21 protein-coding genes are annotated in these 21,161 nt (G+C 71.4%); 20 read left to right on the top strand and 1 reads right to left on the bottom strand.

From position 1 onward, the window contains the following. Positions 1–72 precede the first annotated feature (72 nt). The 8 genes from aroC to nusB all read left to right on the top strand — a co-directional run bounded on the left by aroC (position 73) and on the right by nusB (position 6,607). On the top strand, positions 73–1,257 hold the full coding sequence (gene aroC, locus BKD26_RS09590; RefSeq protein WP_084897426.1) for a chorismate synthase: 1,185 nt from the start codon (positions 73–75) through the stop codon (positions 1,255–1,257). Then, positions 1,254–1,769, top strand: coding sequence for a shikimate kinase (locus BKD26_RS09585; RefSeq protein ID WP_084897425.1), 516 nt, complete (start codon positions 1,254–1,256; stop codon positions 1,767–1,769). Before aroC ends, BKD26_RS09585 begins: the two co-directional genes overlap by 4 nt. After that, positions 1,766–2,860: a 3-dehydroquinate synthase gene (gene aroB, locus BKD26_RS09580; protein ID WP_084897424.1), complete on the top strand. Its 1,095-nt coding sequence runs from the start codon at positions 1,766–1,768 to the stop codon at positions 2,858–2,860. Before BKD26_RS09585 ends, aroB begins: the two co-directional genes overlap by 4 nt. Further along, positions 2,857–3,294, top strand: coding sequence for a type II 3-dehydroquinate dehydratase (gene aroQ, locus BKD26_RS09575; RefSeq protein ID WP_084897423.1), 438 nt, complete (start codon positions 2,857–2,859; stop codon positions 3,292–3,294). Before aroB ends, aroQ begins: the two co-directional genes overlap by 4 nt. Before the next feature lie 122 nt (positions 3,295–3,416). Next, positions 3,417–4,232 carry a Pro-rich N-terminal domain-containing protein gene (locus tag BKD26_RS09570; protein ID WP_084897422.1) on the top strand — a complete coding sequence of 272 codons (816 nt, stop codon included), beginning with the start codon at positions 3,417–3,419 and terminating at the stop codon, positions 4,230–4,232. A gap of 212 nt (positions 4,233–4,444) precedes the next feature. Then, the gene (locus BKD26_RS09565) at positions 4,445–5,551 is read left to right on the top strand and encodes an aminopeptidase P family protein (RefSeq protein ID WP_084897421.1); all 1,107 of its coding nucleotides are present in this window, start codon (positions 4,445–4,447) and stop codon (positions 5,549–5,551) included. A gap of 58 nt (positions 5,552–5,609) precedes the next feature. Then, positions 5,610–6,176, top strand: a complete 567-nt coding sequence (gene efp / locus BKD26_RS09560) for an elongation factor P (RefSeq protein WP_084897420.1) — start codon at positions 5,610–5,612, stop codon at positions 6,174–6,176. 2 nt (positions 6,177–6,178) lie between these two features. Then, positions 6,179–6,607: a transcription antitermination factor NusB gene (gene nusB, locus BKD26_RS09555; protein WP_084897419.1), complete on the top strand. Its 429-nt coding sequence runs from the start codon at positions 6,179–6,181 to the stop codon at positions 6,605–6,607. A gap of 608 nt (positions 6,608–7,215) precedes the next feature. On the opposite strand, the gene bldD is transcribed toward nusB, so the two are convergent. Next, a complete protein-coding gene (gene bldD, locus BKD26_RS09550) occupies positions 7,216–7,716 on the bottom strand; it encodes a transcriptional regulator BldD (protein WP_064068023.1) in 501 nt (166 codons plus the stop codon). Between the two features lie 197 nt (positions 7,717–7,913). Between bldD and pyrR the strand changes: the two genes are divergently transcribed. The 12 genes from pyrR (at position 7,914) to coaBC (ending at position 20,862) form a co-directional block, all read left to right on the top strand. Beyond that, a complete protein-coding gene (pyrR, locus tag BKD26_RS09545; RefSeq protein WP_084897418.1) occupies positions 7,914–8,501 on the top strand; it encodes a bifunctional pyr operon transcriptional regulator/uracil phosphoribosyltransferase PyrR in 588 nt (195 codons plus the stop codon). A 122-nt stretch (positions 8,502–8,623) separates the two neighbouring features. Beyond that, positions 8,624–9,604, top strand: a complete 981-nt coding sequence (locus BKD26_RS09540) for an aspartate carbamoyltransferase catalytic subunit (protein WP_084897417.1) — start codon at positions 8,624–8,626, stop codon at positions 9,602–9,604. Between the two features lie 2 nt (positions 9,605–9,606). Next, a complete protein-coding gene (locus BKD26_RS09535) occupies positions 9,607–10,893 on the top strand; it encodes a dihydroorotase (RefSeq protein ID WP_084897416.1) in 1,287 nt (428 codons plus the stop codon). Next, complete coding sequence (locus tag BKD26_RS09530; RefSeq protein WP_084897415.1) at positions 10,890–11,450, top strand: hypothetical protein; 561 nt, start codon at positions 10,890–10,892, stop codon at positions 11,448–11,450. Before BKD26_RS09535 ends, BKD26_RS09530 begins: the two co-directional genes overlap by 4 nt. Next, positions 11,447–12,589, top strand: a complete 1,143-nt coding sequence (carA, locus tag BKD26_RS09525) for a glutamine-hydrolyzing carbamoyl-phosphate synthase small subunit (RefSeq protein ID WP_084897414.1) — start codon at positions 11,447–11,449, stop codon at positions 12,587–12,589. Before BKD26_RS09530 ends, carA begins: the two co-directional genes overlap by 4 nt. After that, positions 12,582–15,890: a carbamoyl-phosphate synthase large subunit gene (carB, locus tag BKD26_RS09520; protein ID WP_084897413.1), complete on the top strand. Its 3,309-nt coding sequence runs from the start codon at positions 12,582–12,584 to the stop codon at positions 15,888–15,890. The genes carA and carB overlap by 8 nt, the downstream gene beginning before the upstream one ends. A gap of 58 nt (positions 15,891–15,948) precedes the next feature. Next, positions 15,949–17,052, top strand: a complete 1,104-nt coding sequence (locus tag BKD26_RS09515; protein WP_084897412.1) for a quinone-dependent dihydroorotate dehydrogenase — start codon at positions 15,949–15,951, stop codon at positions 17,050–17,052. Beyond that, entirely contained in the window at positions 17,049–17,900 is an 852-nt protein-coding gene (gene pyrF / locus BKD26_RS09510; RefSeq protein ID WP_084897411.1) for an orotidine-5'-phosphate decarboxylase, read from the top strand. The genes BKD26_RS09515 and pyrF overlap by 4 nt, the downstream gene beginning before the upstream one ends. A gap of 344 nt (positions 17,901–18,244) precedes the next feature. Beyond that, a complete protein-coding gene (locus BKD26_RS09505; protein ID WP_064068014.1) occupies positions 18,245–18,568 on the top strand; it encodes an integration host factor in 324 nt (107 codons plus the stop codon). 38 nt (positions 18,569–18,606) lie between these two features. Beyond that, entirely contained in the window at positions 18,607–19,200 is a 594-nt protein-coding gene (gmk, locus tag BKD26_RS09500; protein ID WP_084897410.1) for a guanylate kinase, read from the top strand. 40 nt (positions 19,201–19,240) lie between these two features. Beyond that, complete coding sequence (rpoZ, locus tag BKD26_RS09495; RefSeq protein ID WP_005319902.1) at positions 19,241–19,513, top strand: DNA-directed RNA polymerase subunit omega; 273 nt, start codon at positions 19,241–19,243, stop codon at positions 19,511–19,513. A gap of 110 nt (positions 19,514–19,623) precedes the next feature. Next, positions 19,624–20,862 (top strand): bifunctional phosphopantothenoylcysteine decarboxylase/phosphopantothenate--cysteine ligase CoaBC, encoded by a 1,239-nt coding sequence (coaBC, locus tag BKD26_RS09490; protein ID WP_084897409.1) that lies wholly within the window; start codon positions 19,624–19,626, stop codon positions 20,860–20,862. The last annotated feature ends 299 nt before the right edge of the window (positions 20,863–21,161 follow it).

Raw genomic sequence — 21,161 nt, 5'->3', positions numbered from 1 at the left:
CGTGATGAGGCGGGCCAGGGCCGCGCACCCGGTCGCGCCGTCGCAGTCGAGGCGCGAGCATGAGGAGCACCGTTGAGCAGGTTGCGCTGGCTGACCGCCGGGGAGTCGCACGGCCCCGCACTGGTGGCGACGCTGGAGGGTCTTCCCGCCGGTGTGCCGATCACCACGGAGATGGTGGCGGACCACCTGGCCCGTCGGCGCCTCGGCTATGGGCGCGGCGCCCGCATGAAGTTCGAGCGCGACGAGGTGACCTTCCTCGGTGGCGTACGCCACGGCCTGACCATGGGATCGCCCGTCGCCGTGATGGTCGGCAACACCGAGTGGCCCAAGTGGGAGAAGGTCATGGCGGCCGACCCGGTCGACCCGGACGAGCTCGCCGAACTGGCCCGTAACGCCCCGCTGACCCGGCCCCGCCCCGGCCACGCGGACCTGGCCGGCATGCAGAAGTACGGGTTCGACGAGGCCCGGCCGATCCTGGAGCGCGCCAGCGCCCGCGAGACCGCCGCGCGCGTCGCGCTCGGTGCCGTCGCCCGCTCGTACCTGAAGGAGACGGCCGGCATCGAGATCGTCAGCCATGTGACCGAGCTGGCGAGCGCCAAGGCCCCGTACGGCGTCTACCCGACCCCGGCCGACGTCGAGAAGCTGGACGCCGACCCCGTGCGCTGCCTGGACGCGGACGCGTCGAAGGCGATGGTCGCCGAGATCGACCAGGCCCACAAGGACGGCGACACCCTCGGCGGCGTCGTCGAGGTCCTCGCCTACGGCGTGCCCGTCGGCCTCGGCTCCCACGTCCACTGGGACCGGCGCCTGGACGCCCGCCTGGCGGCCGCCCTCATGGGCATCCAGGCCATTAAGGGTGTCGAGGTCGGCGACGGCTTCGACCTGGCCCGCGTACCCGGCTCCAAGGCCCACGACGAGATCGTCTCCACCGACGAGGGCATCAGGCGCACCTCCGGCCGCTCCGGCGGCACCGAGGGCGGCCTGACCACGGGCGAGCTGCTACGCGTGCGCGCCGCGATGAAGCCCATCGCGACCGTTCCCCGGGCGCTCAAGACCGTCGACGTCGTCACCGGCGAGCCCGCCGCCGCGCACCACCAGCGCTCCGACGTGTGCGCGGTCCCGGCCGCCGGCATCGTCGCCGAGGCCATGGTGGCCCTCGTCCTCGCGGACGCGGTCGCGGAGAAGTTCGGCGGCGACAGCGTCACCGAGACCCGCCGCAACGTCCGCTCGTACCTCGACAACCTCCACATCCGGTGAGCACCGGCCCGCTGATCGTCCTGGTCGGGCCGATGGGCTCCGGCAAGTCCACCGTGGGCGCGCTGCTCGCCGAGCGACTCGGCGTGCCCTACCGGGACACCGACGCCGACATCGTGGCCGCCGAGGGGCGCGAGATCTCCGACATCTTCATCGAGGACGGCGAAGAGCACTTCCGTGCCCTTGAGCGCGAGGCCGTACGGGCCGCCGTCGCCGAGCACACGGGCGTCCTCGCCCTCGGCGGCGGCGCCGTCCTCGACGCCGGCACCCGGGAACGCCTCTCGGGGCTCCCGGTCGCCTACCTCTCGATGGACGTCGAGGAAGCGGTCCGCCGCGTCGGCCTCAACACCGCCCGCCCCCTCCTCGCCGTCAACCCGCGCCGCCAGTGGCGCGAGCTGATGGAGGCCCGGCGCCACCTGTACACCGAAGTCGCCCGGGTGGTCGTGGCCACCGACGACAAGACCCCCGAAGAGGTCGCCGAGGCGGTCCTCGACGCACTGGAGCTGAAGAAGTGACTGACCAGGCAGTGACCCGTATCCAGGTGGGCGGCTCGGCCGGCACCGACCCGTACGAGGTGCTGGTCGGCCGGCAGCTGCTCGCCGAGCTGCCCGGCCTCGTCGGCGACCGGGCCAAGCGCGTGGCCGTCATCCACCCCGAGGCGCTCGCCGAGACCGGCGAGGCGCTGCGCGCCGACCTCGCCGAGCAGGGGTACGAGGCCGTCGCGATCCAGGTGCCCAACGCGGAGGAGGCCAAGACCGCAGAGGTCGCCGCCTACTGCTGGAAGGCGCTCGGCCAGTCCGGCTTCACCCGCACCGACGTCATCGTCGGCGTCGGCGGCGGCGCCACCACCGACCTGGCCGGCTTCGTCGCGGCCACCTGGCTGCGCGGCGTGCGCTGGATCGCGGTGCCCACCACGGTCCTGGCCATGGTGGACGCGGCCGTCGGCGGCAAGACCGGCATCAACACCGCCGAGGGCAAGAACCTCGTCGGTGCCTTCCACCCTCCGGCCGGTGTCCTGTGCGACCTCGCCGCCCTCGACTCGCTCCCGGTCCACGACTACGTCAGCGGGCTGGCCGAGGTCATCAAGGCGGGCTTCATCTCCGACCCCGCCATCCTCGACCTGATCGAGCAGGACCCGCAGGCCGCCCGCACCCCGACCGGCCCCCACACCCAGGAGCTGATCGAACGGGCGATCCGCGTCAAGGCCGACGTCGTCTCGTCCGACCTCAAGGAGTCCGGCCTCCGGGAGATCCTCAACTACGGCCACACCCTCGCCCACGCCATCGAGAAGAACGAGCGCTACAAGTGGCGCCACGGCGCCGCCGTCTCGGTCGGCATGGTCTTCGCGGCCGAACTCGGCCGCCTCGCGGGCCGCCTGGACGACGCCACCGCGGACCGGCACCGCACCGTCCTGGAGTCCGTCGGCCTGCCCCTGACCTACCGCGGCGACCAGTGGCCCAAGCTGCTGGAGACCATGAAGGTCGACAAGAAGTCCCGCGGCGACCTGCTGCGCTTCATCGTCCTCGACGGCCTCGCCAAGCCGACCGTCCTCGAGGGCCCCGACCCGGCCGTCCTCGTCGCCGCGTACGGGGAGGTCTCCGCGTGACCCGCAAGGTCCTGGTCCTCAACGGCCCCAACCTCGGCCGCCTCGGCTCGCGCGAACCGGACGTCTACGGCGCGACCTCCTACGCCGGACTCGTCTCCGCCTGCCAGTCCCTCGGCAAGGAGCTCGGCTTCGACGTCGACGTACGCGAGACGAACGACGAGGGCGAGATGATCCGCTGGCTCCACGAGGCAGCCGACGGACAGCTGCCGGTCGTCCTCAACCCGGGCGCGTTCACCCACTACTCGTACGGGATGCGCGACGCCGCCGCCCAGCGCACCGCACCGCTCATCGAGGTGCACATCTCGAACCCGTACACGCGTGAGGAGTTCCGCCACACCTCCGTCGTCGCGGCGGTCGCCAGCGGCACCATCGCGGGCTTCGGCATCGGCTCCTACCGGCTCGCCCTGCGCGCCCTCGCCGACGAACTCGGCTGACGGGCACTCCGTACCGTCCCCGGCCGTTCCCATACAGCCGGCCGGGGAGGGTACGGTTCGGTAACGGGCGACCCGAACGGGCGCCCGACCAGTGACAGTCGCACGAGACGGAGTGGCACCGGATGCAGCACGCAGTGGGGGCTCCGCTGCCGCCGCCCCACCAGCCGGGGCACGCAGCCACCGGATGGATGAACCAGGCCGCCCACCACCCGGGCCCGCCGCCGCAGGGCCCCCCGCCCGCGCCCGGCTGGGCCGCGCCCGGTCCGCACCACCCGTCCGCCGCCCCGCCCCCACGCGACACCACCGGCCACATCCACCTCCCGCCCGGCGGCCCGGTCGCCGCCCCGGCCCCGCCGCCGCCCGCCGAACAGGGCACCGGGACCGCGACGCTCGCCGTCCTCCTCATCGGCCCGGCGGGCGCCGGCAAGACCACGGTCGCCCGGCACTGGGCCCAGAACCGCCGTGTACCCACCGCGCACATCAGCCTCGACGACGTACGCGAATGGGTCTGCGCCGGCTTCGCCGACCCCCAGTCCGGCTGGAACGACCAGTCCGAGGCGCAGTACCGCCTGGCCCGCCGCACCTGCGGCTTCGCCGCGCGGAACTTCCTCGCCAACGGCATCTCCTGCATCCTCGACGACGCCGTCTTCCCCGACCGCCCCGTCGTCGGCCTCGGCGGCTGGAAACGCCACGTAGGCCCCGGCCTCCTCCCCGTCGTGCTGCTCCCCGGACTCGAGATCGTCCTGGAGCGCAACGCCGAACGCTCCGGCAACCGCCGCCTCTCCGACGAGGAGGTCGCCGGCATCCACGGCCGGATGGCCGGCTGGTACGGCTCCGGCCTGCCGATCATCGACAACTCGACGTACGACGTGGAAACCACCGCCCGCGCCCTGGACGACGTCCTGGCCCGCGCCATCGCGAGCCCCCCGGCGTTCTAGCCGCAGTCGGCGTACGGCCGGGGTGGGGCCGTGCAGGGTCGTCCCCGCAGAGGTTGGGCCCGCTACGGGACTGCGCCCGACGAGCGCGTACGCGACGAGGCCGAGGCCGCCGGTGGCGGTGAGCGCGCCGAGCAGGTCGAGGGCGGTCCGAGCGGGCCCCGTCCGGACCTGCCCGACCTGCCGAGGCGGGCGCACGCTCGTAGGCTCGGGGCATGTCAGAGGTGTTTGCGGACCGCCGAGGGCGGCTGCGCGACCGGTGCGCGGCGTCCGGCTCTGCGGCGGCCCTGGTCTCCCGCCCCGCCAACGTCCGCTATCTCGCGGGCGGCGCGCCCCCGGGCTCCGTCCTGCTGCTGGGCGCGGGCGACGACGTCCTGCTCTGCCCCCGTCCGCCCTCCGGCGACCCGGTCGAGGGCCGCCTCGACGAGCAGCTGCGCCAAGTGGTCCTGCCCGCGTCGGGCGGCGACCCGGCGGTCGCGGCCGTCGACATCGCGGGCAAGGCGGGGGCGGACACCCTCGCGGTGGAGGAGCACCACCTCACCGTCACCCGCCACCGCGCCATGGGCTCGGTCGCCCCACACGTACGCCTGGCGGACCTGGGCACCGCCATCGAGCAGGAGCGGATCGTCAAGGACGAGGACGAGATCACCTGCCTCCGGATCGCGGCGGAGATCACCGACCAGGCGCTCGGCGAGCTCCTCGAATCGATCCTCGTCGGCCGTACCGAACGCCACCTCGCCCTCGAACTGGAACGCCGCCTGGTCGACCACGGCGCCGACGGCCCGGCGTTCACCACCTCCGTCGCCACCGGCCCGAACGCGGGCCGCGGCGGCCACCGGCCGTCCGACCGCCGGGTGGAGGAGGGCGATTTCCTCTCCGTCTGCCTGGGCGCCAACTACCGCGGCTACCGTTGCGAGATCGGCCGCACCTTCGTCATCGGCACCTCGCCCGCCGACTGGCAGATCGAGCTGTACGACCTCGTCTTCGCCGCTCAGCGTGCCGCCCGCGAGTCCTTGGCCCCCGGCACCGCGTACCGCGACGTGGACCGCGCGGCGCGCCAGATCCTCGACGCGGCGGGGTACGGCGAGTGCGTCGCGCCCTTCCTCGGACACGGCGTCGGGCTCGAAATCGAGGAGGACCCGCAGTTGGCACCCGGCGCCATGGGTAAACTGGACGCTTGTGTGCCGGTCACCGTCGAACCGGGGGTCCACCTCCCGGGCCGGGGCGGCGTCCGGATCGATGACACGCTCGTCGTACGCCAGGAGGCGGACGGCGGACCCGAGCTACTCACCATCACGACCAAGGAGCTGCTCGCGCTGTAGCGCGTGACGCACCACGCCTCGGTCGTCCACCAGCGTCAGTCCAGGAGATTCCGCAACCGTGGCTTCCACGAACGACCTCAAGAACGGCATGGTGCTCAAGCTCGACAACGACCAGCTCTGGTCCGTGGTCGAGTTCCAGCACGTCAAGCCCGGCAAGGGCCCGGCCTTCGTGCGCACCAAGCTCAAGAACGTGCTCTCCGGCAAGATCGTCGACAAGACGTTCAACGCCGGTGTGAAGGTCGAGACGGCCACCGTCGACCGCCGCGACATGCAGTTCTCGTACATGGACGGCGAGTACTTCGTCTTCATGGACACGAAGACCTACGACCAGCTGCACGTCTCGCGCGCCGCCGTCGGCGACGCCGCGAACTTCCTGGTCGAGGGCTTCATCGCCACCGTCGCCACGCACCAGGGCGAGGTGCTCTACGTCGAGCTCCCGGCCGCCGTCGAGCTGACCATCCAGGAGACCGAGCCGGGCGTCCAGGGCGACCGCTCCACCGGCGGCACCAAGCCGGCCATCCTGGAGACCGGCCACCAGATCCAGGTCCCGCTCTTCATCACCACCGGTGAGAAGATCAAGGTCGACACCCGTACGAGCGACTACCTCGGCCGGGTGAACAGCTAACCGTGGCTGCCCGGAACAAGGCCCGTAAGCGCGCCTTCCAGATCCTCTTCGAGGCCGACCAGCGCGGTGCGTCCGTGCAGGAGGTCCTCGCGGACTGGGTCCGGCACGCCCGGTCCGACGACCGGCAGCCGCCGGTCAGCGAGTACACGATGGAGCTCGTCGAGGGGTACGCGCAGTACGCCGGCCGGATCGACGAGCTCCTCGCCACCTACGCGGAGGGCTGGGCGCTGGACCGGATGCCGGTCGTCGACCGGAACATCCTGCGCCTGGGTACGTACGAGCTGGTGTGGGTGGACGGCACCCCGGACGCGGTGGCGATCGACGAGGCGGTACAGCTCGCCAAGGAGTTCTCCACCGACGAGTCCCCGTCGTTCGTGAACGGCATGCTGGCCCGCTTCAAGGACCTCAAGCCGAAGCTCCGCCGCGACTGACCGGGACTGACCCGAGCCTGTACGAAGGGCCCGCAGCGCACCCGCGCGGCGGGCCCTTCGGCATGCTCCCGAACGGAGCCGAGCCGAGCCGACCGGCCGCGGAGCCCTCACCGGGAGCGTCAGAGCCCGAACGGGCTGCAAGCCCCCGGGGCGGTAATGCCCGACCCGGCATGCGAACCCGCCGGGCGGGCGTGTCCCGCCCGGGGAAGCCGAGCCGGACGGGCTGTATGCCCCGCGGGGGCAGGCAAGCCCGCGGGGCAGGAATGTCCCGCCCGGGTAGCGAAGCCGAAGGCGAGGCAGTCCAGCCCCGGTAGCAAAGCCCCGCCGGGCTGCATGTCCCGCCCGGGAAGCAAGCCCAGCCGGGCAGGCAAGCCCGCCCCGGACTGCGGAACCCGCCCGGTAGGGAGGCCTGTCCGGCTGCGGGACCCGCCCGGCAGGCAAGCCCGCCCCCGGCTGCGGAACCCGCCCCGGGGAGGCGAGGCCCGCCTGGGCAGGCAGCCTCGCGGTAGGCGAACCGCCCGGTACGCAAACCGCCGGGTGCGGTGGGGCGCCCGGGGGCGCCCCCGCACCCGGCGGCGGCAACGTTTCTGCTGTGGCAGGCCCGGAGATCAGGCCTCTTCGTGCGCCACCGCGCGGCGCGCGTCCGCGTCCAGCACGCCCCAGCTGATCAGCTGCTCGGTCAGCACCGAGGGGGACTGGTCGTAGATGACCGCCAGTGTGCGCAGGTCGTCCTGTCGGATCGACAGCACCTTGCCGTTGTAGTCGCCGCGCTGCGACTGGATCGTCGCGGCGTACCGCTGCAGCGGGCCCGCCTTCTCCGCGGGGACGTGAGCCAGGCGCTCCAGGTCCAGGACGAGCTTCGGCGGCGGCTCGGCGGCCCCGCCCGGCGTGGTGCCCGGCAGCAGCTCCTGCACCGGGACGCCGTAGAAGTCGGCCAGCTCGGCGAGGCGCTGTACGGTCACGGCACGGTCGCCGCGCTCGTACGAACCGACCACCACGGCCTTCCAGCGGCCCTGGGACTTCTCCTCCACACCGTGGAGGGAGAGGCCCTGCTGGGTGCGGATGGCACGGAGCTTGGCCCCGAGCTGTTTTGCGTATTCGCTGGACATATAGCTCCCGGGACGAAGGCTGGTAACTCACTGTGAGGTTACGCAGCGTTACTTGGCTGCGTCAAGCCGAATGGTCCGTACCGACGGTCTTCCACCTCCGGGGCCGGAGCAGCCGCCGGGTCCTGGTACCGTGGGTGGCGCAATTCCGACGTCCTTTAAGGTCCGTCCCGTGAGGCGGAGAAGGAGGTCCGTTTCGTATGGACGCCATTCAGCAGTCCGATGCCGCGCGCCCCGTCCTCGAGGGCCCCGACATCGCACGGGTTCTGACCCGTATCGCCCATGAGATCGTCGAGCGTGCCAAGGGCGCCGACGACGTGGTCCTCCTCGGCATTCCCACGCGTGGCGTGTTCCTCGCCCGCCGCCTCGCCGACAAGCTCGAGCAGATCACCGGCCGCAAGATGCCGGTCGGCTCGCTCGACATCACCATGTACCGCGACGATCTCCGGATGCGGCCCGCCCGCGCGCTCGCCCGCACCGAGATCCCCGGCGACGGCATCGACGGCCGGCTCGTCGTCCTCGTCGACGACGTGCTCTTCTCCGGCCGCACCATCCGCGCCGCCCTCGACGCGCTCGGCGACATCGGCCGCCCGCGCGCCGTCCAGCTCGCGGTCCTCGTCGACCGCGGCCACCGCGAACTCCCCATCCGCGCCGACTACGTCGGCAAGAACCTCCCCACGTCGCTGCGGGAGACGGTCAAGGTCCAGCTCGCCGAGGAGGACGGTCGCGACACCGTGCTGCTCGGTGTCCGGGAGACCGCCCCCACCGCCCCGGCGGGCGGGCAGTAGCACCTCCGTACGACCCCTTCGTACGGAGTGCCGCCGCCGCACGCCCCCACGCCCGCTGGGCCTGTCCGCGAACAGGTCACCTCCCGGCCCTCACCTCCACAAAACCGGAGAAACACCCCCCGATGATGCGCCACCTCATCTCGGCCGCCGACCTCACCCGCGACGACGCCGTCCTCATCCTCGACACCGCCGAGGAGATGGCCAGGGTCGCCGACCGGCCGATCAAGAAGCTGCCCACCCTCCGCGGCCGCACCGTCGTCAACCTCTTCTTCGAGGACTCGACCCGTACCCGCATCTCCTTCGAGGCCGCCGAGAAGCGCCTCTCCGCCGACGTCATCAACTTCAGTGCCAAGGGCTCCTCGGTCTCCAAAGGCGAGTCGCTCAAGGACACCGCGCAGACCCTGGAGGCGATGGGCGTCGACGCCGTCGTCATCCGGCACGGCGCCTCGGGCGCCCCGTACCGCCTGGCCACCTCCGGGTGGATCGACGCGGCCGTCATCAACGCCGGTGACGGCACCCACCAGCACCCCACGCAGGCGCTGCTGGACGCCTTCACCATGCGCCGCCGCCTGGTCGGCCGGGACGCCGGCCTCGGCCAGGACCTCGCCGGCAAGCGCATCACGATCGTCGGGGACGTCCTGCACAGCCGGGTCGCCCGCTCCAACGTCGACCTGCTGCACACCCTCGGCGCCGAGGTCACCCTCGTCGCCCCGCCCACCCTCGTCCCCGTCGGCGTCGAGACCTGGCCCTGCGAGGTGTCGTACGACCTCGACAGCACCCTGCCGAAGTCCGACGCCGTGATGATGCTGCGCGTCCAGCGCGAGCGCATGAACGCCGCGTTCTTCCCGACCGAGCGGGAGTACTCGCGCCGCTACGGCCTGGACGGCGAGCGCATGGCGAAGATGCCCGAGCACGCCATTGTGATGCACCCCGGCCCGATGGTGCGTGGCATGGAGATCACCGCCGAGGTCGCCGACTCCGGCCGCTGCACGGTCGTCGAGCAGGTCGCCAACGGTGTCTCCATCCGCATGGCCGTCCTGTACCTGCTCCTGGGCGGCAACGAATCCGCCGTCAGCCAGACCCGTACCGAGGAGAGCAAGTAAGCATGAGCAAGATCCTGATCCGTGGTGCGAAGGTACTCGGCGGCGAGGCCCAGGACGTCCTGATCGACGGCGAGACCATCGAGGCCGTCGGCACCGGCCTGAGCGCCGACGGCGCGACCGTCGTCGAGGCCGAGGGGCAGATCCTGCTGCCCGGCCTGGTCGACCTGCACACCCACCTGCGCGAGCCGGGCCGTGAGGACTCCGAGACGGTCCTCACCGGCACCCGCGCGGCCGCCTCCGGCGGCTACACGTCCGTGTTCGCCATGGCCAACACCTTCCCGGTCGCCGACACCGCCGGTGTCGTCGAGCAGGTCTACCGGCTCGGCCAGGAGCACGGCTACTGCGACGTCCAGCCCATCGGCGCCGTCACCGTCGGCCTGGAGGGCAAGAAGCTCGCCGAGCTGGGCGCCATGCACGAGTCCGCCGCCGGCGTCACCGTCTTCTCCGACGACGGCAAGTGCGTCGACGACGCCGTGATGATGCGCCGCGCCCTGGAGTACGTGAAGGCCTTCGGCGGCGTCGTCGCCCAGCACGCCCAGGAGCCCCGCCTCACCGAGGGCGCCCAGATGAACGAGGGCGTCGTCTCGGCCGAGCTGGGCCTGGGCGGCTGGCCGGCCGTCGCCGAGGAGTCGATCATCGCCCGCGACGTGCTGCTCGCCGAGCACGTCGGCTCCCGCGTCCACATCTGCCACCTGTCGACCGCCGGGTCCGTCGAGATCGTCCGCTGGGCCAAGTCGCGCGGCATCGACGTCACCGCCGAGGTCACCCCGCACCACCTTCTCCTGACGGACGAGCTGGTCCGCTCGTACAACCCGGTCTACAAGGTCAACCCGCCGCTGCGCACCGAGCGCGACGTGATGGCGCTGCGCGAGGCCCTGGCGGACGGCACGATCGACATCGTCGCCACCGACCACGCCCCGCACCCGCACGAGGACAAGGACTGCGAGTGGGCCGCGGCCGCCATGGGCATGGTGGGCCTGGAGACGGCGCTGTCCGTCGTCCAGCACACGATGGTCGAGACCGGGCTGCTGGACTGGGCGGGCGTCGCCGACCGCATGTCGTTCAAGCCCGCGCAGATCGGCCGCGCCACCGGCCACGGCCGCCCCGTCTCGGCTGGTGAGCCCGCCAACCTCACCCTGGTCGATCCGGCATACCGTGGTTCCGTGGACCCCGCGGGCTTCGCCTCCCGCAGCCGCAACACCCCCTACGAGGGCCGTGAGCTGCCGGGGCGCGTCACCCACACCTTCCTGCGGGGCCGGGCGACGCTCATGGACGGGAAGCTGGCGTGACACTCTTCGAACTGGCCGCGGAACAGAAGTCGGCGGAGGTGACCGACTGGGCCGCCCGGCTCGGCTGGGTCGCCGGGCTGCTGCTCTTCGTCGCGCTCGTCTACTGGCTGATGCGCCAGGGATGGAAGTGGCGCGGCAGCCTCCAGTCGGACCTGCCCGAGCTGCCGGGAATGCCGGAAACCCCCGGCACGGCGAAACTGACGATGGCCGGCCGCTACCACGGCTCCACCACCGCCGGGCAGTGGCTCGACCGGATCGTCGCCCACGGCCTGGGCACCCGCAGCCGCGCCGAGCTGACGCTCACCGACGCGGGCCTGGAAGTCGTACGCCCCGGGGCCACCGACTTCTTCGTCCCGGCCGGGCAGCTGCGCGGCGCCCGGCTCGACAAGGGCATCGCGGGCAAGGTCCTCACCGAGGGCGGCCTGCTGGTCGTCACCTGGGAGCACGGCGACACCCTGATCGACTCCGGCTTCCGCTCCGACCGGGCGGCGGAGCACCCCGCCTGGGTCGACAATCTGAACACCATGATCACTACGACGGAAGGCGCCGCACGATGACGACCTCCACCAGGGGAGCCGCCAAGACTCCCGCCGTACTCGTCCTGGAGGACGGCCGCACCTTCCGCGGCCGTGCCTACGGGGCCGTGGGGGAGACCTTCGGCGAGGCCGTGTTCTCCACCGGCATGACCGGCTACCAGGAGACCCTGACCGACCCGTCGTACCACCGCCAGGTCGTCGTGATGACCGCGCCGCACGTCGGCAACACCGGTGTCAACGACGAGGACCCCGAGTCCAAGAAGATCTGGGTCTCCGGGTACGTGGTCCGCGACCCCGCCCGCATCCCGTCCAACTGGCGCTCCCGCCGCACCCTCGACGACGAGCTGGCCGCCCAGGGCGTCGTCGGCATCAGCGGCATCGACACCCGCGCCCTCACCCGCCACCTCCGCGAGCGCGGCGCCATGCGCGTCGGCATCTTCTCCGGCGCCGCGGTCGCCGGCGACGCGGAGATGCTCGCCAAGGTGCAGGCCGCCCCGCAGATGAAGGGCGCGAACCTCGCCGCCGAGGTCGCCACCACCGAGCCGTACGTCGTCCCCGCGATCGGTGAGAAGAAGTTCACCGTCGCCGCCGTCGACCTCGGCATCAAAGGCATGACCCCGCACCGGATGGCCGAGCGCGGCATCGAGGTGCACGTGCTGCCCGCCACGGCCACCGCCGAGGACGTGTACGCCGTCAACCCCGACGGTGTGTTCTTCTCCAACGGCCCCGGCGACCCCGCCACCGCCGACGGCCCCGTCTCCGTCATGCGGGCCGTCCTGGAGCGCAGGACGCCCCTGTTCGGCATCTGCTTCGGCAACCAGATCCTGGGCCGCGCGCTGGGCTTCGGCACCTACAAGCTGAAGTACGGCCACCGCGGCATCAACCAGCCCGTGCAGGACCGTACGACCGGCAAGGTCGAGGTCACCGCGCACAACCACGGCTTCGCCGTGGACGCCCCCCTCGACAAGGTGTCCGACACCCCCTACGGCCGCGCCGAGGTCTCCCACGTCTGCCTCAACGACAACGTGGTGGAGGGCCTCCAGCTGCTCGACCAGCCGGCCTTCAGCGTCCAGTACCACCCCGAAGCGGCCGCCGGCCCGCACGACGCCGCCTACCTCTTCGACCGCTTCGTATCCCTGATGGAGGCCGAGCGTGCCTAAGCGCACCGATATCCAGTCCGTCCTGGTCATCGGCTCCGGCCCGATCGTCATCGGCCAGGCCGCCGAGTTCGACTACTCCGGAACCCAGGCGTGCCGCGTCCTCAAGTCCGAGGGCCTGCGCGTCATCCTGGTGAACTCCAACCCGGCGACGATCATGACCGACCCGGAGATCGCCGACGCCACGTACGTCGAGCCGATCACCCCCGAGTTCGTCGAGAAGATCATCGCCAAGGAGCGCCCCGACGCGCTCCTGCCCACCCTCGGCGGCCAGACCGCGCTCAACACCGCCATCTCCATGCACGAGCAGGGTGTGCTGGAGAAGTACGGCGTGGAGCTGATCGGCGCCAACGTCGAGGCCATCCACAAGGGCGAGGACCGCGACCTGTTCAAGGGTGTTGTGGAGGAGGTCCGCAAGAAGATCGGGCACGGCGAGTCCGCCCGTTCGGTGATCTGCCACTCCATGGACGACGTCCTCAAGGGCGTCGAGACGCTCGGCGGCTACCCCGTCGTCGTGCGCCCCTCCTTCACCATGGGCGGCGCCGGCTCCGGCTTCGCCCACGACGAGGAGGAGCTGCGCCGCATCGCCGGCCAGGGCCTGACGCTGTCTCCCACCACCGAGGTGCTCCTGGAGGAGTCCATCCTCGGCTGGAAGGAGTACGAGCTGGAGCTGATGCGCGACAAGCACGACAACGTCGTGGTCGTCTGCTCCATCGAGAACTTCGACCCGATGGGTGTGCACACCGGTGACTCGATCACCGTCGCCCCGGCGATGACGCTCACCGACCGTGAGTACCAGACCCTCCGTGATGTCGGCATCGCGATCATCCGCGAGGTCGGCGTCGACACCGGCGGCTGCAACATCCAGTTCGCGGTCAACCCCGAGGACGGCCGGGTCATCGTCATCGAGATGAACCCCCGCGTCTCCCGCTCGTCCGCGCTGGCGTCCAAGGCCACCGGCTTCCCGATCGCGAAGATCGCGGCCCGCCTCGCCGTCGGCTACACGCTCGACGAGATCCCCAACGACATCACCGAGAAGACCCCGGCGTCCTTCGAGCCGACCCTCGACTACGTCGTCGTCAAGGCGCCGCGCTTCGCCTTCGAGAAGTTCCCGTCCGCCGACTCCACGCTGACCACCACCATGAAGTCGGTCGGCGAGGCGATGGCCATCGGCCGGAACTTCACCGAGGCCCTCCAGAAGGCGCTGCGCTCCCTGGAGAAGAAGGGCAGCCAGTTCACCTTCACCGGCGAGCCCGGCGACAAGGACGAGCTGCTGCGCGAGGCCGTGCGCCCCACCGACGGCCGCATCAACACCGTCATGCAGGCCATCCGCGCCGGCGCGACGCCCCAGGAGGTCTTCGACGCGACGAAGATCGACCCCTGGTTCGTCGACCAGCTCTTCCTGATCAAGGAGATCGCCGACGAGCTGGCCGCCGCCGAGAAGCTCGAGCCCGAGCTGCTCGCCGAGGCCAAGCGCCACGGCTTCTCCGACGTCCAGATCGCCGAGATCCGCGGCCTGCGCGAGGACGTCGTCCGCGAGGTCCGGCACGCCCTCGGTGTCCGCCCGGTCTACAAGACGGTCGACACCTGCGCCGCCGAGTTCGCCGCGAAGACCCCGTACTTCTACTCCTCGTACGACGAGGAGAGCGAGGTCGCGCCGCGCGAGAAGCCCGCCGTGATCATCCTGGGGTCCGGTCCGAACCGCATCGGCCAGGGCATCGAGTTCGACTACTCGTGCGTCCACGCCTCCTTCGCGCTCAGCGAGGCCGGCTACGAGACCGTGATGGTCAATTGCAACCCCGAGACCGTCTCGACCGACTACGACACCTCCGACCGCCTGTACTTCGAGCCGCTGACGCTCGAGGACGTGCTGGAGATCGTCCACGCCGAGTCCCTCGCCGGCCCCATCGCGGGCGTCGTCGTCCAGCTCGGCGGCCAGACCCCGCTGGGCCTCGCCCAGGCGCTCAAGGACAACGGCGTGACGGTCGTCGGCACTCCGCCGGAGGCCATCCGCGCCGCCGAGGACCGCGGCGCCTTCGGCCAGGTCCTCGCCGAGGCCGGGCTGCCCGCCCCCAAGCACGGCACCGCGACCACCTTCGCCGGCGCCAAGGCCATCGCCGACGAGATCGGCTACCCCGTCCTCGTACGCCCGTCGTACGTGCTCGGCGGCCGGGGCATGGAGATCGTGTACGACGAGGCGCGCCTGGAGGCGTACATCGCCGAGTCCACCGAGATCTCCCCGACCCGCCCGGTCCTCGTCGACCGGTTCCTCGACGACGCCATCGAGATCGACGTCGACGCCCTGTACGACGGCACCGAGCTGTACCTCGGCGGCGTCATGGAGCACATCGAGGAGGCCGGTATCCACTCCGGCGACTCGGCGTGCGCCCTGCCCCCGATCACCCTCGGCGGCTTCGACATCAAGCGGCTGCGCGCCTCGACCGAGGCGATCGCGCGCGGCGTGGGCGTCCGCGGCCTGATCAACATCCAGTTCGCGATGGCCGGCGACATCCTGTACGTCCTGGAAGCCAACCCGCGCGCCTCCCGTACGGTCCCCTTCACCTCCAAGGCGACCGCCGTGCCGCTGGCGAAGGCCGCCGCCCGCATCTCGCTGGGCGCCACCATCGCCGAGCTGCGCGAGGAGGGCCTGCTGCCGAAGAACGGCGACGGCGGCACCCTGCCGCTGGACGCGCCGATCTCCGTCAAGGAGGCCGTCATGCCGTGGTCGCGCTTCCGCGACGTGCACGGCCGTGGCGTGGACACCGTCCTCGGCCCGGAGATGCGCTCCACCGGCGAGGTCATGGGCATCGACGCGGTCTTCGGCACGGCGTACGCCAAGTCGCAGGCCGGCGCCTACGGCCCGCTGCCCACCAAGGGCCGCGCGTTCATCTCGGTCGCCAACCGCGACAAGCGCTCGATGATCTTCCCGGCGCGCGAGCTGGTCGCCCACGGCTTCGAGCTGCTGGCCACCTCCGGCACCGCCGAGGTCCTCAAGCGCAACGGCATCAACGCCACCGTGGTGCGCAAGCAGTCCGAGGGCGAGGGCCCGGGCGGCGAGAAGACCATCGTCCGGCTCATCCACGACGGCGAGGTCGACCTCATCGTCAACACCCCGTACGGCACCGGCGGCCGCCTCGACGGCTACGAGATCCGCACCGCGGCGGTCTCCCGCGGCGTCCCGTGCCTGACGACGGTCCAGGCGCTCGCCGCGGCCGTCCAGGGCATCGACGCGCTCAACCACGGCGGCGTGGGCGTACGTTCCCTCCAGGAACACGCGGAACACCTGACCGCGGCCCGCGACTAGCAGCCCACGAGGGGGACACCGGAAACGGTGTCCCCCTCCTCATGAGGACACCACCACCATGTACAAGCTCTTCTTCCGGCTGCTCTTCACCCGCATGGACCCGGAGCAGGCCCACTACCTGGCCTTCCGCTGGATCCGGCTCGCCGCCCGCATCCCCGTCCTTCGCACCTTCGTCGCCGCCGTCCTGGCGCCCCGCCACAAGGAGCTGCGCACCGAGGCGTTCGGCCTGCGCATGCACGGCCCCTTCGGGCTCGCCGCCGGCTTCGACAAGAACGCCGTCGCCATCGACGGCATGGCCATGCTCGGCTTCGACCACGTCGAGATCGGTACGGTCACGGGCGAGCCGCAGCCCGGCAACCCCAAGAAGCGCCTCTTCCGCCTCGTCGCGGACCGCGCCCTGATCAACCGCATGGGCTTCAACAACGACGGCTCGGCCGCCGTCGCCGCCCGCCTCCACGCGCGCGTGCCGGTCTTCAGGACGGTCGTCGGCGTCAACATCGGCAAGACGAAGGTCGTCCCGGAGGCCGAGGCCGCCGCCGACTACGTGAAGTCGACCGAGCGGCTCGCCCGTCACGCCGACTACCTGGTCGTCAACGTCTCCTCGCCGAACACCCCGGGGCTGCGCAACCTCCAGGCCACCGAGTCCCTCAGGCCCCTCCTGACGGCCGTACGCGAGGCCGCCGACCGCACGGTCACCGACCGCCGCGTCCCGCTCCTCGTCAAGATCGCGCCCGACCTGGCCGACGAGGACGTCGACGCGGTCGCCGATCTGGCCGTCGAGCTGGGCCTGGACGGCATCATCGCCACCAACACCACCATCGCCCGCGAGGGCCTGAAGTCCGCCCCCGCTCTCGTGGCCGAGACCGGCGGCCTGTCCGGGGCGCCGCTCAAGGAGCGCTCCCTGGAGGTGCTGCGCCGCCTCTACGCGCGCGTGGGCGACCGCATCACGCTCGTCGGCGTCGGCGGCATCGAGAACGCCGAGGACGCCTGGCAGCGCATCCTCGCCGGCGCCACCCTGGTCCAGGGCTACAGCGCCTTCATCTACGAGGGTCCCTTCTACGCCCGCGCCATCCACAAGGGCCTCGCCGCCCGGCTGAACGCCTCCCCGTACGCCACCCTCGCCGAGGCCGTCGGCGCCGACACCCGAAAGGCCGCCGTATGAGCCCGCTCGAACCCTTCGGCGCCCGTCTGAGGCACGCCATGGACGCCCGTGGCCCGCTGTGCGTCGGTATCGACCCGCACGGCTCCCTGCTGTCCGCCTGGGGGCTGAACGACGACGTGGCGGGCCTGGAGCGCTTCACCCGCACGGTCGTGGACGCGCTGGCCGACCGGGTCGCCGTCTTCAAGCCGCAGAGCGCCTTCTTCGAGCGGTTCGGCTCGCGCGGCATCGCGGTGCTGGAGAAGGCCGTCGCCGACCTGCGGGACGCGGGCGCGCTGGTCGTGATGGACGCCAAGCGCGGCGACATCGGCTCCACCATGGCCGCCTACGCCGAGACGTACCTGCGCAAGGACTCCCCGCTCTTCTCCGACGCGCTGACGGTCTCCCCGTACCTCGGTTACGGCTCGCTCAAGCCGGCCGTCGACCTGGCCCGCGAAAGCGGATGCGGCCTCTTCGTCCTCGCCCTCACCTCCAACCCGGAGGGCGCCGAGGTGCAGCGCGCGGTCCGCACCGAGGACCCGGCCGGGCGCACCATCGCCGCGACCATGCTCGCCCACCTCGCCGAGGACAACGCGGGGGAGACGCCCCTGGGCTCCTTCGGCGCGGTCGTCGGCGCCACGCTCGGCGACCTCTCCTCGTACGACCTGGACATCAACGGCCCGCTGCTCGCCCCCGGCATCGGCGCCCAGGGCGCGACCCCGGCCGATCTGCCGGGCGTCTTCGGCGCGGCCGTGCGCAATGTCGTGCCCAGCGTCAGCCGGGGCGTACTGCGCCACGGTCCGGACGCGGCGACGCTGCGCGAGGCGGCGCAGCGGTACGCGGACGAGGTGCGGGCGGCGGTCGGCGCCTGACGCCGCACGCCACCCGTACGGTCGGAGCCCACGGTCACCGCGACGTGACCGTGGGTTCCCGCGTTCGGGGCGGCTTCGAGGTGTGATGCGGCTCACGTTCGACCGGCCTGTGCTCGCCGCCGTCGGAATCTGCGCGCAAAACGGAGTCGTTATGTCTTAAATGTCTGGGTAGGTCGATGCTGACCAGGACTTTTCCTTCGTTCTCGCTGACTCTGGCGGCCATGGCCGCTAGTCTCCGTCGCAGAGCCAACGTGCACTGCGTTGCTCGTTGCTCCCCTGGTGTGGGCCGACTAGGTTCCTCACCGGTCCGTATCCGACAGTTCGACATCCGAGGTGACGTAGGCGTGGCTCTTCCGCCCCTTACCCCTGAACAGCGCGCAGCCGCGCTCGAAAAGGCCGCCGCGGCTCGCCGGGAGCGGGCCGAGGTCAAGAATCGACTCAAGCACTCCGGCGCCTCGCTCCAAGAGGTCATCAAGCAGGGCCAGGAGAACGAGGTCATCGGCAAGATGAAGGTCTCCGCCCTCCTGGAGTCCCTGCCCGGCGTGGGCAAGGTCCGCGCCAAGCAGATCATGGAGCGGCTCGGCATCTCCGAGAGCCGTCGTGTGCGGGGTCTCGGCTCCAACCAGATCGCGTCCCTGGAGCGCGAGTTCGGCAGCACCGGGGCCTGACGTCCGGGGCACGGGAGTAAACCTGGAATAATCGCCCCATGGCTGCAACATCCCGGGGGACCGCCCCCGAGCCCCCGGACGTACGTCCGCGACTGACCGTGCTCTCCGGCCCCTCCGGGGTCGGCAAGAGCACGGTCGTCGCTCATATGCGCAAGGTCCACCCCGAGGTCTGGCTGTCGGTGTCCGCCACGACCCGCAAGCCGCGACCCGGCGAGCGGGACGGTGTGCAGTACTACTTCGTCGGCGACGACGAGTTCGACAAGCTGATCGCCAACGGCGAGCTGCTGGAGTGGGCCGAGTTCGCCGGCAACCGCTACGGCACCCCGCGCCGTGCGGTGCTGGAGCGGCTCGAGACGGGCGAGCCCGTGCTGCTGGAGATCGACCTCCAGGGCGCGCGGCTGGTCCGCGAGTCGATGCCGGAGGCCCAGCTGGTCTTCCTGGCCCCGCCCAGCTGGGACGAGCTGGTCCGCCGGCTGACCGGCCGCGGCACGGAGCCGCCGGAGGTCATCGAGCGGCGCCTCGAAACAGCCAAGATCGAACTCGCGGCGGAATCCGAGTTCGACACCACCCTCGTCAACACCTCCGTCGAGGACGTAGCCCGTGAGCTGCTAGCCTTGATGCAAGTTGTTTGATCTTTGTCCCATTTTCCAGAAGTTTTTCGGAAGGTAGAGCGTGTCCTCTTCCATCACCGCGCCCGAGGGCATCATCAACCCGCCGATCGACGAGCTGCTCGAGGCCACTGACTCGAAGTACAGCCTCGTGATCTACGCGGCCAAGCGTGCGCGTCAGATCAACGCGTACTACTCGCAGCTCGGTGAGGGCCTGCTGGAGTACGTCGGTCCGCTGGTGGACACCCACGTCCACGAGAAGCCGCTCTCGATCGCCCTGCGTGAGATCAACGCGGGTCTGCTGACCTCCGAGGCCATCGAGGGCCCGGCCCAGTAGGCGCCCCACTGCACGAGTCATGACAGGCCCGGTGGACACTCCGCCGGGCCTGTGGTGTGTCATGGAGACCGTAGTAACGAGAGCAGCGAGCCGGAGCCGGGAGGCGTTGAGTGGACAAGCCGAAGGTGGTCCTCGGGGTCAGCGGTGGCATCGCCGCCTACAAGGCGTGCGAGCTGCTGCGACGGCTGACCGAGTCCGGCCATGACGTACGGGTCGTCCCGACCGACGCCGCCCTGCACTTCGTGGGCGCCGCCACCTGGTCCGCGCTTTCCGGGAACCCGGTCTCGACCGAGGTCTGGTCGGACGTCCACGAGGTCCCGCACGTACGCATCGGGCAGCACGCCGACCTCGTGGTCGTCGCCCCCGCCACCGCCGACATGCTCGCCAAAGCCGCCCACGGCCTCGCCGACGACCTGCTCACCAACACGCTCCTGACCGCCCGATGCCCGGTCGTCTTCGCACCCGCGATGCATACCGAGATGTGGGAGCACCCCGCCACCCAGGAGAACGTCGCCACGCTGCGGCGCCGGGGCGCCGTGGTGATCGAGCCGGCGATCGGCCGCCTCACCGGCGTCGACACCGGCAAGGGCCGGCTGCCCGACCCGGACGAGATATTCGAGATCTGCCGCCGGGTCCTCGCGCGCGGCACCGCCGCCGAGCCCGACCTCGCGGGCCGCCACGTCGTGGTCAGCGCGGGCGGTACGCGCGAGCCGCTGGACCCGGTGCGGTACCTGGGGAACCGTTCCTCCGGCAAGCAGGGGTACGCCCTGGCCAGGACCGCCGCCGCCCGGGGTGCCCGGGTGACGCTGATCGAGGCCAACACCGGCATGCCGGACCCGGCGGGCGTCGACGTGGTCCACGTGGGCACCGCCGTCCAGCTGCGCGAGGCGGTGCTCAAGGCGGCGGCCGACGCGGACGCCGTGGTGATGGCCGCGGCCGTCGCGGACTTCCGCCCCGCCACGTACGCCGAAGGAAAGATCAAGAAGAAGGACGGCCAGGAGCCGGCGCCCATCGTGCTGGTCCGCAACCCGGACGTCCTGGCCGAGATCTCCGCCGAACGCGCCCGTCCGGAGCAGGTGATCGTCGGCTTCGCCGCCGAGACCGATGATGTTTTGGCCAATGGTCGGGACAAGCTCCGCCGCAAGGGGTGTGACCTGCTCGTGGTGAACGAGGTGGGGGAGCGCAAGACCTTCGGCTCGGAGGAGAACGAGGCCGTGGTGCTGGCCGCCGACGGCGCGGAAACCCCCGTACCGTACGGGCCCAAGGAGGCCCTCGCGGAGACCGTGTGGGATCTCGTCGCGCCCCGGCTCCGGGCCTCGGACACCACCGACTCGGATAAATCTGGATGAATCTCTCATGTCGCCCGTTGGGTGGATGAAACCCCAAGAAAACCGGCGTTCCGGTCTGCGGTGAGAGCCGATCGTCCTACCGCCGATACGGCAGATGTGGCCGATCCGGCTCCCAACGTGCGAGACACCTGGTCCAACGGCCGAGAGCGCCCGATAAACTGTCCTCGGAACGACGCGGGGCGCAGCCCCCTGCCGGTCCGCAAATGATCAGCCAGCAGCCGCTGCAAACCCAGGGAGCGTTGTGTCCCGTCGTCTGTTCACCTCGGAGTCCGTGACCGAGGGTCACCCCGACAAGATCG

This window comes from Streptomyces sp. CB03238 (assembly GCF_002099185.1).
In the GTDB taxonomy this organism is placed as follows: Bacteria; Actinomycetota; Actinomycetes; order Streptomycetales; family Streptomycetaceae; genus Streptomyces.
This window is presented reverse-complemented; position numbering and strand designations above follow the sequence as displayed.